Origin of the sequence: Amycolatopsis sp. Hca4 (assembly GCF_013364075.1) — a bacterium.
Taxonomy (GTDB): domain Bacteria; phylum Actinomycetota; class Actinomycetes; order Mycobacteriales; family Pseudonocardiaceae; genus Amycolatopsis.
In genome coordinates this window covers 6,175,557-6,194,709 of the sequence record NZ_CP054925.1, presented here as the reverse complement: position 1 = coordinate 6,194,709, position 19,153 = coordinate 6,175,557, and the positions used below count along the sequence as shown (strand labels likewise).

General features: G+C 73.1%; 14 protein-coding genes. 10 read left to right on the top strand and 4 right to left on the bottom strand.

Annotation, left to right across the window (positions count from 1 at the left end):
• Positions 1-16 precede the first annotated feature (16 nt).
• Both HUT10_RS27590 and HUT10_RS27585 read left to right on the top strand, forming a co-directional pair.
• Complete coding sequence (locus HUT10_RS27590; RefSeq protein WP_176173860.1) at positions 17-3,061, top strand: ADP-ribosylglycohydrolase family protein; 3,045 nt, start codon at positions 17-19, stop codon at positions 3,059-3,061.
• Positions 3,062-3,096: 35 nt separating this feature from the next.
• On the top strand, positions 3,097-5,004 hold the full coding sequence (locus HUT10_RS27585) for a TNT domain-containing protein (protein WP_176173859.1): 1,908 nt from the start codon (positions 3,097-3,099) through the stop codon (positions 5,002-5,004).
• On the opposite strand, the gene HUT10_RS27580 is transcribed toward HUT10_RS27585, so the two are convergent.
• The 3 genes from HUT10_RS27580 to HUT10_RS27570 are packed head-to-tail and all read right to left on the bottom strand — an operon-like array spanning position 4,991 to position 8,602.
• On the bottom strand, positions 4,991-5,842 hold the full coding sequence (locus HUT10_RS27580; RefSeq protein ID WP_176173858.1) for a class I SAM-dependent methyltransferase: 852 nt from the start codon (positions 5,840-5,842) through the stop codon (positions 4,991-4,993). The genes HUT10_RS27585 and HUT10_RS27580 overlap by 14 nt on opposite strands.
• A 12-nt stretch (positions 5,843-5,854) precedes the next feature.
• Positions 5,855-7,162 carry a sensor histidine kinase gene (locus tag HUT10_RS27575; RefSeq protein ID WP_176173857.1) on the bottom strand — a complete coding sequence of 436 codons (1,308 nt, stop codon included), beginning with the start codon at positions 7,160-7,162 and terminating at the stop codon, positions 5,855-5,857.
• Positions 7,163-7,165: 3 nt separating this feature from the next.
• The gene (locus HUT10_RS27570; protein WP_176173856.1) at positions 7,166-8,602 is read right to left on the bottom strand and encodes a CCA tRNA nucleotidyltransferase; all 1,437 of its coding nucleotides are present in this window, start codon (positions 8,600-8,602) and stop codon (positions 7,166-7,168) included.
• Positions 8,603-8,703: 101 nt separating this feature from the next.
• Between HUT10_RS27570 and HUT10_RS27565 the strand changes: the two genes are divergently transcribed.
• Positions 8,704-9,258 carry an NUDIX hydrolase gene (locus HUT10_RS27565; protein ID WP_176173855.1) on the top strand — a complete coding sequence of 185 codons (555 nt, stop codon included), beginning with the start codon at positions 8,704-8,706 and terminating at the stop codon, positions 9,256-9,258.
• Complete coding sequence (locus HUT10_RS27560; protein WP_176173854.1) at positions 9,255-11,405, top strand: DUF6049 family protein; 2,151 nt, start codon at positions 9,255-9,257, stop codon at positions 11,403-11,405. The genes HUT10_RS27565 and HUT10_RS27560 overlap by 4 nt, the downstream gene beginning before the upstream one ends.
• A gap of 385 nt (positions 11,406-11,790) precedes the next feature.
• On the opposite strand, the gene HUT10_RS27555 is transcribed toward HUT10_RS27560, so the two are convergent.
• Positions 11,791-12,573 (bottom strand): hypothetical protein, encoded by a 783-nt coding sequence (locus tag HUT10_RS27555; protein WP_176173853.1) that lies wholly within the window; start codon positions 12,571-12,573, stop codon positions 11,791-11,793.
• A 213-nt stretch (positions 12,574-12,786) separates the two neighbouring features.
• On the opposite strand from HUT10_RS27555, the gene murJ reads away from it, so the two are divergent.
• The 6 genes from murJ (at position 12,787) to trxA (ending at position 19,046) form a co-directional block, all read left to right on the top strand.
• Positions 12,787-14,514 carry a murein biosynthesis integral membrane protein MurJ gene (gene murJ / locus HUT10_RS27550; protein WP_254897493.1) on the top strand — a complete coding sequence of 576 codons (1,728 nt, stop codon included), beginning with the start codon at positions 12,787-12,789 and terminating at the stop codon, positions 14,512-14,514.
• Between the two features lie 124 nt (positions 14,515-14,638).
• Entirely contained in the window at positions 14,639-16,186 is a 1,548-nt protein-coding gene (locus tag HUT10_RS27545) for a protein kinase family protein (protein ID WP_254897059.1), read from the top strand.
• A gap of 31 nt (positions 16,187-16,217) precedes the next feature.
• A complete protein-coding gene (gene sigM, locus HUT10_RS27540; protein ID WP_086841008.1) occupies positions 16,218-16,841 on the top strand; it encodes an RNA polymerase sigma factor SigM in 624 nt (207 codons plus the stop codon).
• Positions 16,838-17,617: a hypothetical protein gene (locus tag HUT10_RS27535; RefSeq protein ID WP_176173850.1), complete on the top strand. Its 780-nt coding sequence runs from the start codon at positions 16,838-16,840 to the stop codon at positions 17,615-17,617. Before sigM ends, HUT10_RS27535 begins: the two co-directional genes overlap by 4 nt.
• 78 nt (positions 17,618-17,695) lie before the next feature.
• Positions 17,696-18,688, top strand: a complete 993-nt coding sequence (gene trxB / locus HUT10_RS27530) for a thioredoxin-disulfide reductase (RefSeq protein WP_176173849.1) — start codon at positions 17,696-17,698, stop codon at positions 18,686-18,688.
• 34 nt (positions 18,689-18,722) lie between these two features.
• Entirely contained in the window at positions 18,723-19,046 is a 324-nt protein-coding gene (gene trxA, locus HUT10_RS27525) for a thioredoxin (RefSeq protein WP_003082899.1), read from the top strand.
• The last annotated feature ends 107 nt before the right edge of the window (positions 19,047-19,153 follow it).

Here is a 19,153-nt window from a genome sequence, read left to right as displayed (position 1 = left end):
CGCGAGGATGGGGAGAATGGACGAAGAGGAAGCCGTCACCCGCGCGCGGGAGTGGCTGCGCACGCGGCCCGGCGGCGACCGGCTGCGGATCCGGCCGGAGCTCACCACGCGCCGCCCGGACGGCTGGCGCTTCACCGTCAACACCGCCGGCTACCTGGACGGCACCGACATCGGCTCGGGCCTGTTCCCCGGCCCGGTGGTCCTGGTGCCGGACGAGGGTGAGATCCGGTACGACCAGGCGGCGATGGCGAGCACGCCCGCCGAAGCCGCGTGGCGGCCGGACGTCGACCCCGAGTTCGACGAGAAGGCGTTCCCCGAGCTGGACCTCCCGGTCCGGGCCGTCCGCGGCTGGACCGGCGCGGACGGCGAGTACCGCCGCAACGAGCAGTACGCGCCCGGCCCGGTCTGGCGCGGGTTCCCGGTGCCTGCGACCGACGCCGAAAAGCTGCTGAACTACCTGGCCGCGAACTGGATCGGCCGCGCCGAGTTCGTCCGCGCGCTGCGGGACTGCGAAGTCCTGGTGCCGCTGCTCGAATCCGGGGAGCCGCTGCTGCGTCCCGTACCCGGCACTCGCGAGCGCGAGGTGATCGCCTACAGCTCGTCGGCGAAGGTGCCCGGGCGGTACCCGCGCCGGTGGCGGGTGCCGGTCCGCGACCTGCCGCCGTCATCGGGGCTGACGCTCGACCCCGGCACCGGGCTGGTCCGCAGCCTCACCGCGGCCGAGCTGGGGACGACCGGCGGCGAGGCCCGGCCGCGGGTGGTGGAGCCGGCGCCGGAAGCCGGGCCCGAGGTCGCCGAGGCGCTGCCCGCGCTGGTCGCGGAGTTCGGCGTCGAGCCGCCCGACCTGTTGGAACGGCACCTGCGGTACGCCCTCGACCAGGCCCGCGACCACCACTTCGAGCTGACACCGAGCGAGTGCGTCCGGTACCTGCGCGGGTTCGCCTGGCAGTACCGCAACGGCGTCCGCCGCCGGGCAGGCCAAGCCCCGGAATGGCCCGCCGACCTGGCTGCGAACGGCCTGATCGCGCACGTCGACGAGGACGCGCGGCCGCGGCCGGTGCCCTGGACGTTCGGGAAGTTCACCGCCTTCGGCACGCTCGCCGACCGCTTCGCGTGGCACCGGATCCTCGGCGCGTACGTCGGCTTCGCGATCGGTGACGCCCTCGGCGGCGGAGCGGATCCGGTCGGTCAGCTCCCGCTGGGCGGCCTGACCCGGCACCTGCTGTTCCACACCGACATCGTGCTGCGCGGCCTGCCGCCGGTGCCGACCGGCGAGGTCCCGGCGACGCTGCCCGAGCCGGACCCGGTCGGCTGGCTCGCGGTCGCCACCCGGCACGCCGGCCCCGCGCCCGCCGAGTTCTCCGCACTGCTGGCCACGGCGCTGGCCGCGACCCCGGCCGGCGCGGTCGCCGTGGCGGACGTCGACGGCGAGCAGTACGCGAAGGACGTCGCCCGCGAGCTGACCGGCAGCGCGGCGGGCGCCGAGGTCACCGAGGGCGTCGACCTGCTGATCTCCCTGTTCCAGGCGCTGCTGACGCGGGACGCGTTCGCGCTGCCGGTGCACGTCCGCCTGCACGAGGTGGGCGGTGATCTGGCGACGTCGACGCTGGCGCTGCGCGCGGACCGCGAGGCGGACGACGTGACGCAGCTGGAGTCGATCGGCGACGGCCGGAGCGTCCGGTCGGTGCTCGGCCGCGCGCTGTTCGCCGCGGCCAAGCGCGGCCACGACCCCGAAGCCGCGATCCGGCTCGCCGCGCGGTCCGGCCCGGTGGCCGGCGCGATCGCCGGCGCGCTGGTCGGGGCCCGGGTCGGCGTGCCTGGCCTGCTGTCGGCCGGCAAGCTGCCCGACCTCGGCCTGCTGGACGACATCGCCAGCGACGTCTTCTGGTACTTCAACCGCAACGGCCTCCGGACGGAGACCGCCGAGCACGCACGCTGGGAGCGCCGGTACCCGAGCGGCCGGTTCACCCCCGAACCGAAGGGACCGGACATGCGATCGCGGCTTCGGGGCAGCCTGCTGGCCGGGGCGATCGGCGACGCGCTGGGCGCGAAGACGGAGTTCGACTCGATCGACCGGATCCGCGAGATCGCCGGGCCGGACGGCATCACGGACTTCATCCCCGCGTACGGCGGCGTCGGCCGGATCACCGACGACACGCAGATGACGCTCTTCACGCTCGAAGCGCTCATCCGGGCGCACGCCCAGCTGCGCCGGACCGGGTCCGCGGACGTCGTCCACTCGCTGCAGCTGGCCTACCAGCGCTGGCTGCACACCCAGGGCGTCACCTGGGACCGGGCGCGCGGCCCGCAGTCGACGGCCGAAGCGGCCGACGGCTGGCTGATCACGCACCAGGAGCTGTTCAGCCGCCGCGCACCGGGCCTGACCTGCTTCGGCGAGCTGGAGGCGTACGGCCGCTCGGGCGTCCGGGGCACCATCGAGCGGCCGGTCAACAACTCCAAGGGCTGCGGTGGCGTGATGCGGGCGGCGCCGATCGCGCTGTGGTCGGACGACCTCGCCGAGGTGTTCCGGCTGGGCGCGGAGAGCGCGGCGCTGACCCACGGCCACCCGAGCGGATACCTGTCGTCGGGCTGCTTCGCGGTGATCGTGCACGAGCTGCTGCACGGAAAGCCGCTGCTCGACGCGGTCGCGACCGCGCGGGCCGAGCTGGTGAAGCACCCGGGGCACGAAGAGCAGGAGGCGGCGCTCGACGCGGCCTTGGCGATGGAGGGCCCGCCGACGCCCGAGAAGCTGGAGCGGCTCGGGCAGGGCAACGTCGGCGAGACGGCGTTGTCGATGTCGGTGTACGTCGCACTGACCACCACGGACGCCGATTCGGCGTTGCTCGCGTCGGTCAACCACAGCGGCGACAGCGACTCGACCGGTTCGGTCTGCGGCAACCTCGTCGGCGCGATGTACGGCGAGGAAGCCCTGCGGCAGAGCTGGCTCGACCGGCTGGAACTCCGCGAAGTCATCGTCGGGCTGGCGGACGACGCGCTCACCGAGTTCGGCCCGGATGCGCCGGCCGACGACCGGTGGTTCGCTCGGTACCCGGTCGACTAGGTTCTTTGGGGCTACTGGGGACGGGGAGGACAAACGTGCGTTACCGGGTAGAGGTGGCCGAACGCCCGGACGGCCTGTATGCGACATGGGGCGAGGGGACCTTCCGCGCGCAGCGGTCGACCACGGACGGCACGGTGCTGCTGTCGGTGCTGCCGGAAGAAGAGGCGCCGGACGGCTTCGACAAGGAGTTCGACGGCCGTCCGGCGAAGGTCGTCCCGGCGAGCGAGGTGCCGTCGACGTTCACGCTGCGCACCTTCGCCGAGTACGACGGCGAGGTCTTCGAGGTCGCGCCGGGTGACCGGCCGGAGCTGACCCTGCGCTGGGTCCGCGACGACGCCGCCCGCGCGGCCCAGCTGGGCCTGACCGACTTCTCGGTCACCGTGCCTGCCAAGCAGGTCACGGCGCTGTGGCAGACACGGCTGGACTTCACCGAGACGCCGGAGGCGCGCCCGCAGCCGGGCGCCGGTGACCAGAACGCGCTGCTGCGCGCCATCGGCCGGACACTGCTGCACACCGTGCCCGGTGGCTGGGCGCGGGTCGGCGCGCAGTTCCGGCAGGTCGGCGACTACGCCGAGATCGAGGTCCGCGCGGTCGGCGACGAGGACGGCCCGGTGTCGGTCTCGCTGCCCGCGGCGCCCCGGCTCGGCGGGCTCTTCGCGCGGCTGCGGGCGGCGATGTTCCAGCCCGAGGCCGGAACCTGGTTCCAGGGCACGTTCACGCTGGACGCCGAGTCGAAGTTCGACTTCGACTTCGACGCCGACCGCGAGCCGGACTGGCGGGTGCCGCCCAACGACGGCGGCCGCCCGTCGACCGCCGCCTACGAGCTGGAGCTGGCGAACTTCCCGCGGACGCCGAAGCACCTGCCGCCGTGGCTCACGGCGAAGGCGGGGATGCCGCTCGACGTCGTGTTCCGCAGCGCGCGGGTCGTCGATTCGCACGTCGAGGGTGAGCGCCCGGTGGTCAACCGGCCGCCGGTGCCGCCGGACCAGGTCCGCGGCCTGCTCGACTACCTGTTCCGGGCGCCGGTGGCGCTGCACCGGCCCGCGCCGCTGCCGGACATCTTCGGCGGGCCGGGGGCGAAGCCGGACGTGCCGAACGCCTTCCACACCGACGGCACCTGGATCTGGCCCGCCGCCGTGCCGCACTACCTGCGCAAGTACGGCGTGCCGCCGGAGCCGGAGCTGGTCGAGCACATCCGGGCGGCCGGGTTCCGGCCGCCGTTCGTCGGCGAGCTGGTCCGCGCGACGGCGGAGGCGGAGGTCCTCGGCCAGCCGCGGCCGCCGCAGACAGCCGCCGACCTGCCGGACGAGCGCGCACTGACCCGGGTCGCCCGCGGGGAGCAGGTGCGGAACCTGCGGGGCGCCGAGGTCCTGGAGCTGCTCCAGCAGCGGCTCGCCGAGCACGGCGTGCCGGCGGCGGCCTACCGGATCGGCGCCAACGAGATCCCGGCCGAGGGCGTCTGGACGCTGCGGCGCGCCGAGAACGGCTGGGAGGTCTCGCGGCCGCCGTCCGACGAGCCGGTGGCGTTCGGCTCGCTCGGCGACGCCGCCCGGTTCCTGCTCGGCGTGCTGCTGATGCTGCCGCCGCGGCCGGCGGAGGAGTCCGACCAGCCCGCCGACTGGCCGGTGCTGCCGATGCGCGGCGAGCCGCCGTTGAACTTCTACCGCGGCAAGCGGCTGATCACCCTGGCCCCGGGCACCACGGTCGTCCGGTTCGGCAACGAGACCGGCAACCTGGTGCACGCCGAGGGCACGCGGTTCGTCGAGACGGCGCTGGCCTTCGAACGCGAACGCGAAAAGCGGCTCTACCGGGTGCAGCGCGCGATCCGCGTGCTGACCGGCGTGGCCGCGCCGTGGGGCGGGATGCCGGGCGGCGCGGTCGCGTACCTGCTGCCGCGGCCGCTCGCCCAGCACGTCGAGACGGGCTCGCTCAGCAGGCAGTGATCAGGACGGCGGGCGACCACCAGTAGTCGGCGAGCGGTTCGACGCCGACCTCGGTGAACCCCGCCGTCCGCAGCTGCTCGGCCCACACCGCGGCCGGGTGCTCCCAGTTGGTCCGCTGCTGCCCGGAGACGATCCCGAGCAGCACCGGCAGCAGGAAGCCCTGGGCGACCAGCGAAGCGTCTTCGCCGTATTCGGCCACGCCCCGCTCGTAGCGTTCGACGAGCGAGCGGAGGTGCTCCGGCGAGCCTTCCTCGAACTCGGGGACGTCGAACTCGGCGAGCACCAGCGTCCCGGTGCGTGGCTGCAGCGCCCGCAGCACCTCGGCGCGCTGCTCCGGCTCGATGGACTGCAGCGCGAACGTCGACTGGACGAAGTCCCAGCCGAGGTCGTCGCGGGCCAGGAAGTCCTGCGCGGTCGACTGCCAGCACTGCGCCGACGGCACCCGCTCGTGGACGCCTTCGAGCAGCGCGGCCGAAGGTTCGACCAGGTCGATCCGGGGCGGGAGGTGCGACGCCTGCTCCAGCGCGGGCACCACGGCCAGGCCGTCACCGCAGCCCAGGTCGAGCAGCGACTCCGGCTTCGCGCTGTCGTACCGGGCGGCCAGCGCGGCGCTCAGCGCCCGGTACAGCTCGACGTTGCCGCCGCCGCGGATGAACGCGGTGAACGCGCTCGGCTGGTCGTACACCGGTGCCGAGCCGTCGCCGGCCAGGTAGGCCCGCAGTTCGTCGGCCAGCGTGGAGCCGGCGCGCCCGGCCTGTGCGGCGAGTTCGGCGGCCTGGTCGCGGTCACCGGACCGGTAGGCGGCGAGGGCGTCGGCGAGCGGCTCGATCGAGGTCATGTTCAGGACATATCAGAACGGGACCCACAACGTCACTCGCGTGCCGCCCCCGGCGAGTCCCGATTCGACCAGCGACGTCCCGCCGACTTCGGCCAGCCGTGCCGTGATCGACTCGCTGATGCCGAACCCGGCCGGGTGGTCGGCCGCGCTGAACCCGCTGCCGTGGTCGCGGGTGATCACCGCGATGCCGCCGTCGCGCTCCTCGACCCGGACGACGACCCGGTCGGTGCCCGAGTGCTTCATCGTGTTCCGCATCGCCTCGCGGACGGCGTCCCGGATGGCGATCTGGCGGACCTCCGACAGCGTGTCGTCGTCCAGCTCGGCCACCACGAGCTGGGCGCGCAGGCCGTCACGGGCCATCTCGGCGGCGAGCGCGGCGAGCTTCTCGCCCAGCGGCCGTGCGCCGGCTTCAGCCTGCTCGGACGCCGCCGACTCGATCGTGTGCCGGATCTCCATCGCCTGCGCCCGCGCCAGCCGCTGGATCTCCACCAGCCGTTCTTCGGCGTCGCCGGGGACGGGCAGCGCCATCGCCTCCAGGGTCTGCAGCACGGAGTCGTGCAGCCTCCGGTGCTGCTGCGCGCGCTCGGCGAGCCGCCCGTTGCGCGTGCCGTAGGCCAGGGCCAGGCGCGTGCCGAGGCCGGTCAGCACCAGCGCGGCGGTGGCCAGGAACAGCTCCGCGAGCAGCACGGAGTACGTCGAGAAGGCGGCCCCGACGCGGAACCCGCCGGTGTTCAGCCAGTTCGCCAGCATCCGGAGCGGGAAGCTCAGCAGGCCGAACACCACGCCGCTCGGCAGGCCCAGCGCGAGCGTGAGCAGGCCGATCTCGCCGTAGAGGTGGACGCTGGTGACCGCCAGCGCGTCGAAGTACGCCGCCGTCGGCACGGTCAGCGCGATGACCAGCGGCGAAAGCACGGTGAAGGTGAGGTCGACGGCCAGCAGCTTCCCGGCGTCGCGGCCGCGGAACGGCGCCGAGCGGAACATCCAGCGCAGGCCGATGACGTTCAGCGCCACCGACAGCAGCGTGAACACCGCGACCGGCAGCAGCCCGGTCGTGCCGCGCTGGAGGACGTAGACGCCGAACTGGCCCGGCACCGCGAGCAGCCGGTAGGCCAGCGGGATGAGCACGACGTACCGGGTCGCGCGCAGCAGCAGCCCGTCGCGCTCGGTGGGGTCGATCGGGCCCGACATCCGCGAGATGCGCCGCAGCGCGTGCATCGGCGCCGGGTCGGCGATCTCGTCGGGCAGCTCACTCGTGGCGGTGGCGATCGCGGGGGCGCCGCGCCTCAGCAGCGCCACCAGGAAGCTGCCCCCGCCCGCCACGGCTCACGCGTCCCCGACGCCGTTTTCCGCGGCCCACTTCTTCAGCTCGGCGACCGCCTCGTCGTGCTCCAGCGGGCCGCGGTCCAGGCGGAGCTCCTTGAGGAACTTCCACGCCTTCCCGACGTCCGGCCCCGGCTTGAGGCCGAGCAGCTCCATGATCTGCTCGCCGTTGAGGTCCGGCCGCACGCGGTCGAGGTCCTCCTTGGCCTTGAGCGCGGCGATCCGGGCTTCGAGGTCGTCGTAGGTGGCCTGCAGCGCGGCCGCCTTCCGGCGGTTGCGGGTGGTGCAGTCGGCGCGGACCAGCTTGTGCAGCCGGGTCAGCAGGTGGCCGGCGTCGGTGACGTACCGGCGGACCGCCGAATCCGTCCACTCGCCCTTGCCGTAGCCGTGGAACCGCAGGTGGAGGAACACGAGCTGGGAGACGTCGTCGACGATCTCCTTCGAGTACTTCAGCGCCCGCAAACGTTTGCGGGCCATCCGCGCGCCGACCACCTCGTGGTGGTGGAAGCTGACGCCGCCGCCCGGCTGGAACTCCCGGGTCGCCGGCTTGCCGGCGTCGTGCAGCAGCGCCGCCAGCCGGAGGATCAGATCCGGTTCCGACGTCGGCTCGTGCGTCTTCTCCAGCTCGATCGCCTGGGCGAGCACGGTCAGCGAGTGCTGGTAGACGTCCTTGTGCTGGTGGTGCTCGTCGATCGCCAGCCGCATCCCGGGCACCTCGGGCAGCACCCGGTCGGCCAGCCCGGTCTCGACCAGCAGCTCCAGGCCCGGCCGCGGATCGGCCGCGAGCAGCAGTTTCGACAGCTCGGCCTGCACCCGCTCGGCGGTGATCCGGTCGATCTCCTCGGCCATCGACGTCATCGCGTCGACCACCCGCGGCGCGGCGGTGAAGCCGAGCTGCGCGGCGAACCGGGCGGCGCGCAGCATCCGCAGCGGGTCGTCGGCGAACGACTCCTGCGGCGTCGCCGGGGTGTCCAGGACCCGCTCGCGCAGGGCACTCAGCCCGTCGTACGGGTCGATGAACGTCTTGGACGCCAGCTCGACGGCCATCGCGTTGACCGTGAAGTCGCGGCGCAGCAGGTCACCCTCGATGCTGTCGCCGAAGGTGACCTCGGGGTTGCGGCCGACGCGGTCGTAGCTGTCGGCGCGGAACGTCGTGATCTCGAGCTGCATGCCCTTCTTCGTCACGCCGACCGTGCCGAAGGCGATCCCGACGTCCCAGACCGCGTCGCCCCAGCCGCTGACGATCTTCAGCACCCGGTCGGGCCGCGCGTCGGTGGTGAAGTCGAGATCGGGGGAGACCCGGCCGAGCAGTGCGTCGCGGACGCTGCCGCCCACGAGGTACAGGCGGTGCCCCGCCCTGGCGAACCGTTCCGCCAGCTCCTCCGCCAGTGGCGAGACCTCCATCAGCCCCACCACCTGCTCCTCGACCACGTCGTTCACGAAAATCCCACTACGTTCCAGGTGCGATAGCTGCAGGCACCGCCGGACACGGACACGGAGAGCCAGCCTACCGGGGCAACCGGTTGCTCTAGCATCGCAGCATGTCTGGATCAGCCGGCCGCCCCGGCGCCTCAAAGCCGCGCAGGCGGCGCAGGCGTCAGCGCGGCAGGCGCCTGACCACGGTCGACGAGACGTCGGCCGGTGGCCTCGTGGTGGACGCCGAGCGCGAGCAGGCGGTGCTGATCGGCCGGCTCGACCGGCACGGCAGACTGCTGTGGTCGCTGCCCAAGGGCCACATCGAGGACGGGGAGACGGTGGAACAGACGGCCGTGCGCGAGGTGAAGGAGGAAACCGGCATCTCCGCGCGCGTCACGCAGCCGCTGGGCACCATCGACTACTGGTTCGTGGCCGAGAAGCGGCGCATCCACAAGACCGTGCACCACTTCCTGCTCGAAGCGCTCGGCGGTGAGCTGTCCGACGAAGACGTCGAGGTCACCGAGGTGGCCTGGGTCCCGCTGGCCGAGCTGGAGACCAAACTCGCCTACTCCGACGAGCGCAAGCTCGTCCGGAAGGCCAGTCAGATACTCACAGAACTTTTCGCGCGCCCGGACGTCCCAGGACGAGACGAGCACGCCCCTGAGGGAGCCCCCGAGTGAAGCGGTTCGCCGCAGCCTTCCTGTCCGTCCTCTTCCTGGCCGTCCCCGCACTCGCCGGGGCCACCGTGGCCCAGGCGCAGGAGGGCGCGCGCCTGCGCATCGACCTCGCCGGGCTGAGCCCGCGGGTCATCACGCAGTCGTCGACGGCGCTGACCGTCACCGGCACGGTGACCAACACCGGCGACCGCCGGATCACCAAGCCGCAGGTCCGGCTGCAGGTCGGGGACCGGGCGACGACCGAGCGCGGGGTCGGCGACGTGCTGTCCGGCGCCGTCGTCAAGGACACCCCGCTGACCGACTTCACGCCGGTCGCCGACGTCCTCGAGCCGGGCCAGAGCGCCCCGCTGAACGTCACCGTGCCGCTGACCGGGCCGCGGGCGGAGCGGTTCGCCCGTCCCGGCGTCTACCCGCTGCTGGTCAACGTCAACGGCACGCCCGAGTTCGGCGGGGCCGCGCGGCTGGGCGCGGTCAGCATGCTGATGCCGGTGCTGACCGGTCCGGGCAAGCAGGCCACCAACCGGAGCGGCGCGCCGAGCATGACCCTGCTCTGGCCGCTGACCGGGAACGTCCCGCACGTCTACGCGGCGCCGTACGGCAACCCGGTGGTGCTGGCCGACGACCGGCTGGCCGACGAGATCAGCGGGGACGGCAGGCTGAACGCGCTGGTCACCTCGGCCGCCTCGACCGCGCGGAGCAACGCCAACCTCGCGAAGTCGATGTGCTTCGCGCTCGACCCCGACCTGCTGGCCACCGTCGACGCGATGACCCGCGGCTACCTCGTCCACACCGACACCGGGAACGTCGACGGCAAGGGCGTCGAGGCCGCGAAGGCGTGGCTGACCGAGCTGCGCGCGCTGGTCGGCGGCCGCTGCGTGGTGGCGCTGCCGTTCGCCGACGCCGACCTCGACGCGCTCACCCGGATCCGGCCCGGCGACACCAGCCTGGTCACCCGGGCGGCGGCCGGCGCCGCGACCGTCCAGCAGGTGGCCGGCGTCACCCCGCAGACCGGCGTGCTCTGGCCGGACGGCACGCCGAGCGCGGCCGTGCTCACCGCGCTGAGCGACGCCGGCGTGCGGACCGTGCTCACCGACGCGGGCAAGCTCGCGCCCGCCGCGGCCGGTGGCGGCCTCACCGTGCAGGGCAGCAGCGTCCGCCTGCAGCCGACCGACTCGCTGATCTCCGCCGCGCTGGCGGGTGTGCCGACCGTGCCCGGCTCGGTCACCGTGCCGGCGTCGACCGAGCGGGCGGTCGCGAGCCAGAACGGGCTCGGCGCGCTCGCCTTCCGCGCCGGGCTGGGCGTCACCGGCGGGCAGCGGCCGGACCACCTGCTGGTCGCGCCGCCGCGGCGCTGGGACGCCTCGGCCGGGGAGTTCACCGCCTACCTGCAGCAGGTCGGCGACTTCCTGAACGCCGGCCTGGTCACCGCGACCGGGCTCACAGCCCTGCTCGCCGCCGCCCCCGAGGCCTCGGGCGCGGTCGGCGACGGCGGGCCGGACCCGGCCAGGAGCATCGACGCCGCTGTCGTCTCGACGCTGGCCGACCTCGACGACAAGGCCACCGGGCTGGCGTCCGCGATGCAGCTCGACCCCACCAAACGGGTGAAACCGGACGACGTCGTCGAGCCGGTCCGGCTGGCCGAGCTGCGCGGTGCGTCGACGGCGTGGCGGGGGCTGCCCGCGGACGCGGCGACCACGAACGCCCAGGCCGAGCTGGCCGCGATCAGCGGCCGGGTGACGGTCTCGCAGCCGAAGCAGACCATCGCGCTGGCGTCCGGCAACTCGCCGCTGCCGGTGTACGTCAGCAACGACCTGCCGGTCGGCATCAACGCCCGGTTCAGCCTCGACAACAACACCGGCCTGCGCCCGGAGGAGGCCAAGGACTGGTTCTTCCCGGCCAGCGGCGGCAAGAACTACTTCCTGCCGGTGGAGGCGCTGCGGGCCGGCCGGTTCAGCGTGGATGTGTCGTTGAGCACGCCGACCGGTACCCAGCTCGGGTCGCCCGCGCGGTTCGAGCTGACGTCCACCGAGTACGGCGCGATCACCATCATCGCGACCGTAGCCGCAGGTGTGGCCCTGCTCCTGCTCGCGTCCCGGCGGATCTACCGGAGGGTGAAGGACGCCCGCGCGGGACGTGACGTCGTAGCCTGATCGCTCGGCCTTTGAGTGTTCCGGGCGGTTCGCGATTACCCTTGGTCCGCACGTGCGCGGCACCCGGCCGCGGCACCGGAGACGAGCACCGAGGATTGGGCACGCGTTGGAGAGAGAGCCGGGCTTACCACCCGAGCGTGCGGGTCGTCCTCGGCGCGAAGGCCCCCCGCCCCCGCAGCGAGGTGACGGGCCGCCGCGCGGGTCGCAGCCGGTCCGCCGCCAGCAGCCGCCGCCTCCGCCCCCGGAGCGCGGCCGCCGCCAGCCGCCCCGCAACGGCCGCACGCGCCAGATGCCGATGCCCGACGACGCACCGGTCCGCGACCAGCGCCCGGCCCGCGAAGACGGCCGCCCCCGCCGCGGCGACCAGGCACCCCCCGAAGGCCGGTCACCGCGCGCCGACCGCCCCCCGGTCGACGACCGCCCGGTCCGCGGCGGCGGGCCCGCCCGCGACCAGCGCGCCTCCCGTGGCGAACGCCCGGAGGACCGCCCGGTCCGCGACCCGCGTGCTCCCCGTGGCGACCGCCCTGTCCCGGACGACCAACTGCCCCGCGACCAGCGCGCCCCGCGCGGCGACCGGCCCGCCCCGGACGACCGCCTTCCTCGCGACCAGCGCGGTCCCCGCGGCGACCACCCGGCCGCGGACGAGTTCCCGCCCCGCGGCGAGCGACCGCGCGACGACTGGCCCCGGGACGAACGCGGCCCGCACGACGATCGCGCCCTCCGCGACGACCAGCCGCGCCGGATGCCGCCGCAGGGCCCGCGGGGTGGCCAGCCACCGCGCAACGCCGGGCCCGCGCCGACGCGCGTCCAGCCCGTCCCACCACACGGCGGAGCACAGCCGGGCCCGCCGCCGCAGAGCGGGGCACAGCCGGCCGTCCCCCCGCCGGGCCTGCCACTGAGCGGCGCCCAGCCCGTCATCTCCCCGGGCGGCTTGCCGGGCCCGCCGCAAAGCAGTGCCCAGCCGGTCGCCCCGCCGGGCCCGCCGCCGCACAGCGGGGCGCAACCGGCCGTCCCACCGCCGGGCTCGCCGCTGAGCGGCGCCCAGCCCGTCGTTTCCCCGCGCGGCCCGCAGGGCCCACCCGAAAGCGGCCCGCCGCAAAGCGGTGCGCAGCCGGTCGCGCCGCCGCCGAGCGGCCAGCAACCGGTCCTGCCCGGCCCGGCTCCCCACCAGGGCAGGCTCCCGCAGCCCAGCCCGCCGGTGACCCCGCCGCCCGGCAACCCGGCGCTCGGCACCCCGCCGCCGGGCACGCCCGTCCCGCCGCGCGGCCGCGGCTCGCGCCGCCCGGCGCCGGTCCGGCCGTGGCAGGAGGAGGCCACCCAGGTCCAGCGCCCACCGGACCCGGAGGCGACGCGGTTCATCCCGCGCACCGCCGGCGTCCCGATGAACTCGCGCTGGCCGGTCGCCGACCCCGACGTCATGCGGCCCTACGACGCGCTGGCCACCCAGGTCATGCCGGCGCTCAAGGGCCCGCTGGTCAAGCCCCGGCCGGACGGGGAGGCGCCGGAGGAGGCCCCGGCCAAGGCGCCGTCGCTGGCGAAGGCGTCCGGGCGGATGGCGATCGCGTCGCTGATCAGCCGGATCACCGGCTTCCTCTGGAAGCTGCTGCTGGTCGCGGCGATCGGCCAGGGCGTCGCGAACGACTCGTTCAACGTCGCCAACACGATGCCGAACATCATCTTCGAGCTGCTGATGGGTGGCGTGCTCGCCAGCGTGGTGGTGCCGCTGCTGGTGCGTTCACAAGACGACCCGGACGGCGGCGCGGCCTACACCCAGCGCCTGATCACCGTGGCGTTCTCGCTGCTGCTGGTCGGCACGGTGGTGGCGGTGATCGCGGCACCGGCGTTCACGAGCCTGTACGTCGACTCGTCCGGCAAGGCCAGCCCGGCGCTGACCACGGCGTTCGCCTACCTGCTGCTGCCGGAGATCTTCTTCTACGGCGTCTTCGCGCTGCTCTCGGCCGTGCTGAACGCCAAGCAGATCTTCGGGCCGACGGCGTGGGCGCCGGTGATCAACAACCTGGTCGTCATCTTCACGATCCTGGTCGTCTGGATCATGCCCGGGGACATCAACACCACCCAGGTGTCGATCACCGATCCCAAGGTGCTGACCCTGGGCATCGGCGTCACCGGCGGCATCGTCGCCCAGGCGCTGCTGCTGGTCCCGCCGCTGCTGCGGTCCGGGTTCCGGTTCAAGTGGCGCTGGGGCATCGACAAGCAGATGAAGGAGTTCGGCGGCCTCGCGCTGTGGATCCTCGGGTACGTCGCGGTCAGCCAGATCGGCTACACGATCAACACGCGCGTGCTGACCAGCGGTTCACCCGGTGGTGTGACGGCCTACAGCAACGCGTGGCTGCTCTTCCAGCTGCCGTACGGCGTCATCGGCGTCTCCCTGCTGACGGCGATCATGCCGCGGATGAGCCGTGCCGCCGCCGACGGCGACCACAAGAAGCTGATCGGCGACCTGTCCTACGCGTCCCGGATCTCGACGGTGATGCTCGTGCCGATCTCCGCGGTGATGACCGTGGTCGGCGGCTCGATCGGCATCGCGCTGTTCACCTTCGGCAAGGGCACGGTCGAGACGGCCGAGCGGCTCGGTGACGCGCTCGCCATCTCGGCGTTCGCGCTGCTGCCGTACGCGCTGGTGATGCTGCAGATGCGGGTGTTCTACGCCATGAAGGACGCCCGCACGCCGACGCTGATCATGATCGTGATGACGCTGGTCAAGGTCCCGCTGCTGTACCTGTGCCCGGTCCTGCTGTCCGAGGACAACGTCGTGCTCGGCGTGATGATGGTGAACGCACTCACGTTCGTGGTCGGCGCGATCCTCGGCCAGGTCTGGCTGTGGGTGACGCTGGGCAACCTGCGCAGCAAGCGGGTGATCGGCGTGATCCTGTTCACGGTCGTGGCGAGCGCGCTCGGCGTCGGTGCCGCGTGGGTGGCGGGCCAGCTCGTGCCGGACGCGTTCGGCCCGAAACTGGGGGCGTGGGCGAAGCTTTTCCTGCAGAGCATCGTGGGGATCGTGGTCTCGTTCGGGGTGCTGATGGCGCTGAAGGTCGAGGAGCTGAAACCGGCCACGTCGAGGTTCACCCGGTTGATCAAGCGCGGGTAACGATTCCGGTACGGATGGCGACGACTCCCGCGTCGTATTCTGGGTACCCTCGACGACGGGGATCGAGCGGGAGCGAGTGAGGGTGGACACGAGGCGGAGCGAACAGGCGGGGGGTGCGAACCACGTGGGCAGGGCCCAGGTCGGATCGCTGGCCCCCGGGCGTGTGGTCGGCGACGGCCGCTACCGCCTCCTCGCGCAGTTCGGCGTGGACGAGCGGGGCGACGCGCACCTTTGGCGTGCGCGTGACGGGCAGCTGAAGCGGGACGTGGCGCTGACCCTGCTGGTCGGCGACCCGGCGGATCCCGAAGCCGCCCGGCTGGCCCGGCGGACGCTGGAGCGGGCCACGCACGCGTCGAAGTTCGGCCACGGCGGCGTCGCCCGCGTGCTGGACGTGCTCGCCCTCGGCAGCGGCATCACGTCGAGCGAAGGACTGCTCGGCGTCGTCGTCGCGGAGTGGACGAAGGGCAGCGACCTGGTCGACCTCGTCGCGCAGCGGCCGGTGGCGCCCGCCGCGGCCGCGCGGATGGTGCAGGCGCTGGCCGAAGCCGTCGAGCAGGCGCACCAGAACGGGCTCGTGCTCGGCCTCGACCACCCCCAGCGCCTGCGGCTGACGCCGAACGGCGCCCTCAAGCTCGCGTTCCCCGGCCCGCTGCCGGAGGCCACGCTGCGCGACGACGTCAAGGCGCTCGGCGCGGTGCTGTACCTGCTGCTGACCGGCCGCTGGGCGCTGCCCGGCGGCCCGCCCGCGATCCCGGCGGCGCCGATGACGCCGCAGGGCCGGATCGTCCCGCCGCGCCAGCTGGTGCCGACGGTCCCGGCCGACCTGTCGTCGCTGGCCGTCCGCACGATCGAGGACGGCGGCAACGGCGGCATCCGCACCAGCGCGGCCATCCTGCGCGTCCTCGACCAGGTGGCCGAGGAAGAGGAGCGCACCCAGCTGATCAAGGCCGTCGGCGGCGAGGTCGCCGAGCCCGACGGCACGATCTGGACGACGAAGAAGCCGGTCAAGGACGTCGCCCGGCGGCGCAAGCTCGCCCTCGGCGTCACCGTCCTGGTGGTCGCGACCGTCGTCATCCTCGCCTGGGGCGGCTTGATGCTGATCAACGTCTTCCAGGGCGATTCCAAGGCCAGCGGCCCGTCGATCAACGTCGCCGCGCCACCGGCGTCGAGCCAGTCGGCCGCGCCGCCCGCGTCGTCGTCCGCGCCCGCCCCGCCGCCGGCTCCCAAGGTGGGCGACCCGGTGAAGCCGCAGTCCGCCGCCGTCTACAACCCCGAGGGCAAGGGCGACAACACCGGCCGGGCGAAGAACGCGATCGACGGCAACCCCGGCACGGTCTGGAAGACCGAGCAGTACAAGCAGCAGTTCCCGGCCATCAAGCCCGGTGTCGGGCTGGTCGTCACGTTCGCCGACGACATCAACCTCAGCCAGGTGAAGATCAACGCCGGCACGCCCGGCACCAAGGTCGAGATCCGCTCGGCGACCGAGAAGAACCCCGACCTGGCCGACACGAAGGTGGTCGGCAACGGCGACTTGAAGGACGGCGAGACGACGATCGCGCTGGCGCAGCCGACCCAGGGCAAGTACTTCATCGTCTGGATCACCGCACTGGGTGGCGACGACGGCGAGTACCTCACCCAGATCGGTGATCTGTCCTTCCTGCCTGCGGGGTGACGCACCCGACAGGGTCAGTAGGCTCTGCCGGGTGACAGCTGCAGCTCCCACGGATGCGGATCTGATAGCGGCTCACGCCGCGGGGGACCCCCATGCGTTCAGCGAACTCGTCCAGCGACATCGCGACCGCATGTGGGCGGTGGCCCTGCGCACGGTCCGCGACCCGGAAGAGGCCGCCGACGCGTTGCAGGACGCGTTCATCTCGGCGTTCCGCGCGGCCGGGAACTTCAGGGCGGAGTCGCAGGTCACGACCTGGCTGCACCGGATCGTGGTGAACGCCTGCCTCGACCGGATCCGCCGCCGCCAGGCGCGGCCGACCGTCCCGCTGCCGGAGACCGGCTTCAACGAGCCCGCCACACCCCGCGACTCGATGGCCGAGCGCGAGACCAGCCTGCTCGTGCGGGAGGCGCTCGACCAGCTGCCCGAAGAGCAACGTGCCCCGATCGTGTTGGTCGACGTCGAGGGATACTCCGTCGCCGAGACGGCGAAGATGCTCGGCATCGCCGAGGGCACGGTGAAGAGCCGGTGCGCGCGGGGCCGCGGGAAACTCGCGAAGGTTCTCGGGCACCTGCGGAACCCCGATGCGATTGCGAACGTCCCAACTCACGAAAGCAAACGGGCCGGGCGTCAGCCGGGTAGCGGGGAGGGACGATGACGGACGAAAGCCGGGGGATCGGGGGGACCGTCGGTCCGCCCTGGTCTGTCGACGTGCTCGCCGACCTCCACGCCGGTGTCCTGGACGACACGCAGGCGGCCGAGCTGTGGCCGCTGGTCAACGCCGACCCGGAGGCCCGGGCGGTCCTGGACGCCCTGGACGCCACGCAGTCCGATCTGGCTTCGCTCGCCGAAGCGCCGGCCCCGCGGATGCCCGCGGAGTTCGCCGCCCGGCTGGACGCGGCGCTGGCCGCCGAAGCAGCCGCCCGCTTTCCCGAACCCCGGCAGGCAGCTCCGGCACCGCAGGGCGCCCAGGTGGTGGACCTCGCGGCGGCGCGGCGGAAGCGGAACAAGCGGCTCGGCTGGGCCGCCGGCGTCCTGACCGCGGCCGCGGCCGCGGTCGTCGCCGTGACCGTCGCGATCCCGAACACCTCGCCCAAGCCCGGCACGCCGGACGTGGCCGCACCGGCTCCGACCGGCCCGTCGGTCGGCAGCGACGGCGCCGGCGCTCAGGCACTGGTCGGCAAGGCGATCGGCGTCCGCGACTTCGGCCCGCTGCAGAGCGAAGACCGCCTGGACGCGTGCATCGCGGCCGCCGGGCTGGACCCGAAGGTGCGCCCCGAGGGCATCCGCCCGGTGAACGTCGGCGGCAAGGCCGGGGTGATGATCATCCTGACCACCGGCAAGCTCGCCCAGTTCCGCCTGGTGGCCTTCGGCGCCGACTGCGGACCCGGAAATCCGGCTGTGCTGTTCGACAAGGTCGTCGGGGAGAAGTAGCGGCTGTCACGGCTGGGAACATGGCCACCTACGATCGTGTTGAGCCTGGTACAGGTCACTACGAGCGGAGGTCAACGGGTGGCTGCCGAGGAAATCAGGAACCTGATCGTGGTCGGGTCGGGTCCTGCCGGATACACCGCTGCCGTCTACGCGGCGCGGGCCCAGCTCGAGCCGCTGGTGTTCGAGGGCACGCAGTTCGGCGGCGCGCTGATGACGACGACCGAGGTGGAGAACTTCCCCGGGTTCCGCGACGGCATCATGGGTCCGGACCTGATGGAGGAGATGCGCAAGCAGGCCGAGCGCTTCGGCGCCGAGCTGCGCGCGGAGGACGTCGAGTCGCTGGAGCTGACCGGGGACGTCAAGTACGTCACCGCGAACGGCAAGCGCTACGCCGCCCGCGCGGTCATCCTCGCCATGGGTGCCGCGGCGCGGTACCTGAACGTGCCGGGGGAGCAGGAGCTGCTCGGCCGCGGCGTCTCCGCCTGTGCGACCTGTGACGGCTTCTTCTTCCGCGACCACGACATCGTGGTGGCCGGCGGTGGCGACTCGGCGATGGAAGAGGCGACCTTCCTGACGAAGTTCGCGAAGTCCGTCACGATCGTCCACCGGCGCGACGAGTTCCGCGCCTCCAAGATCATGCTCGAGCGCGCCCGCGCGAACGAGAAGATCAAGTGGCAGCTGAACTCGCAGATCACCGGGGTGCTCGGCGACGGCAAGGTCGAAGGCCTGCAGCTCAAGGACACCAAGGACGGCACGGAGTCGACGCTCGACGTGTCGGGCTTCTTCGTCGCCATCGGCCACGACCCGCGCAGCCAGCTGGTCAAGGGCCAGGTCGACCTGGACGAGGACGGCTACGTCGTGACGAAGGGCAAGACGTCCTTCACCAACCTCGACGGCGTCTTCGCGGCCGGCGACCTGGTCGACCGCACCTACCGGCAGGCGATCACCGCCGCGGGCTCCGGGTGCAGCGCCGCGATCGACGCGGAACGATGGCTCGCGGAGCACGGCGAGGCCGACGCCCACGAGGCGGCTGAACTGGTCGGCGGCGGCTACGGCGCGGGCACCAACTGACTTTCCGGCGTTCAACCCACTCGAAGGAGAAACCATGGCCAACACCGTCAAGGTGACCGACGCGACGTTCGTCGACGAGGTCCTGACCAGCGAGAAGCCGGTCCTCGTCGACTTCTGGGCCACCTGGTGCGGCCCGTGCAAGATGGTCGCCCCGGTGCTCGAGGAGATCGCGGCCGAGAACGGCGAGAAGCTGACGATCGCCAAGATCGACATCGACGAGAACCCGAACACGCCGCGTGACTACCAGGTGATGTCCATCCCGACGCTGATCCTGTTCCAGGGCGGCAAGCCGGTGAAGCAGATCGTGGGCGCGAAGCCGAAGGCCGCGCTGCTGTCGGACCTCGCCGACGTCCTCTGAACCGAACCAGCCCGGCGAACCCGGGGCCTGCGGGAATCTCCTGCGGGTCCCGGGTTTGTCGCGTTCGGGGGAATCTGTCCCAGAAGAGTTGAGTCGAGCGTGACAGC

Excerpts from the sequence above, each read along its gene's own strand:
- HUT10_RS27590 (WP_176173860.1), top strand. The coding sequence starts at position 17 with ATGGACGAAGAGGAAGCCGTCACCCGCGCGCGGGAGTGGCTGCGCACG.
- HUT10_RS27580 (WP_176173858.1), bottom strand. The coding sequence starts at position 5,842 with ATGACCTCGATCGAGCCGCTCGCCGACGCCCTCGCCGCCTACCGGTCC.
- HUT10_RS27565 (WP_176173855.1), top strand. The coding sequence starts at position 8,704 with ATGTCTGGATCAGCCGGCCGCCCCGGCGCCTCAAAGCCGCGCAGGCGG.
- murJ (WP_254897493.1), top strand. The coding sequence starts at position 12,787 with ATGAACTCGCGCTGGCCGGTCGCCGACCCCGACGTCATGCGGCCCTAC.
- HUT10_RS27535 (WP_176173850.1), top strand. The coding sequence starts at position 16,838 with ATGACGGACGAAAGCCGGGGGATCGGGGGGACCGTCGGTCCGCCCTGG.
- trxA (WP_003082899.1), top strand. The coding sequence starts at position 18,723 with ATGGCCAACACCGTCAAGGTGACCGACGCGACGTTCGTCGACGAGGTC.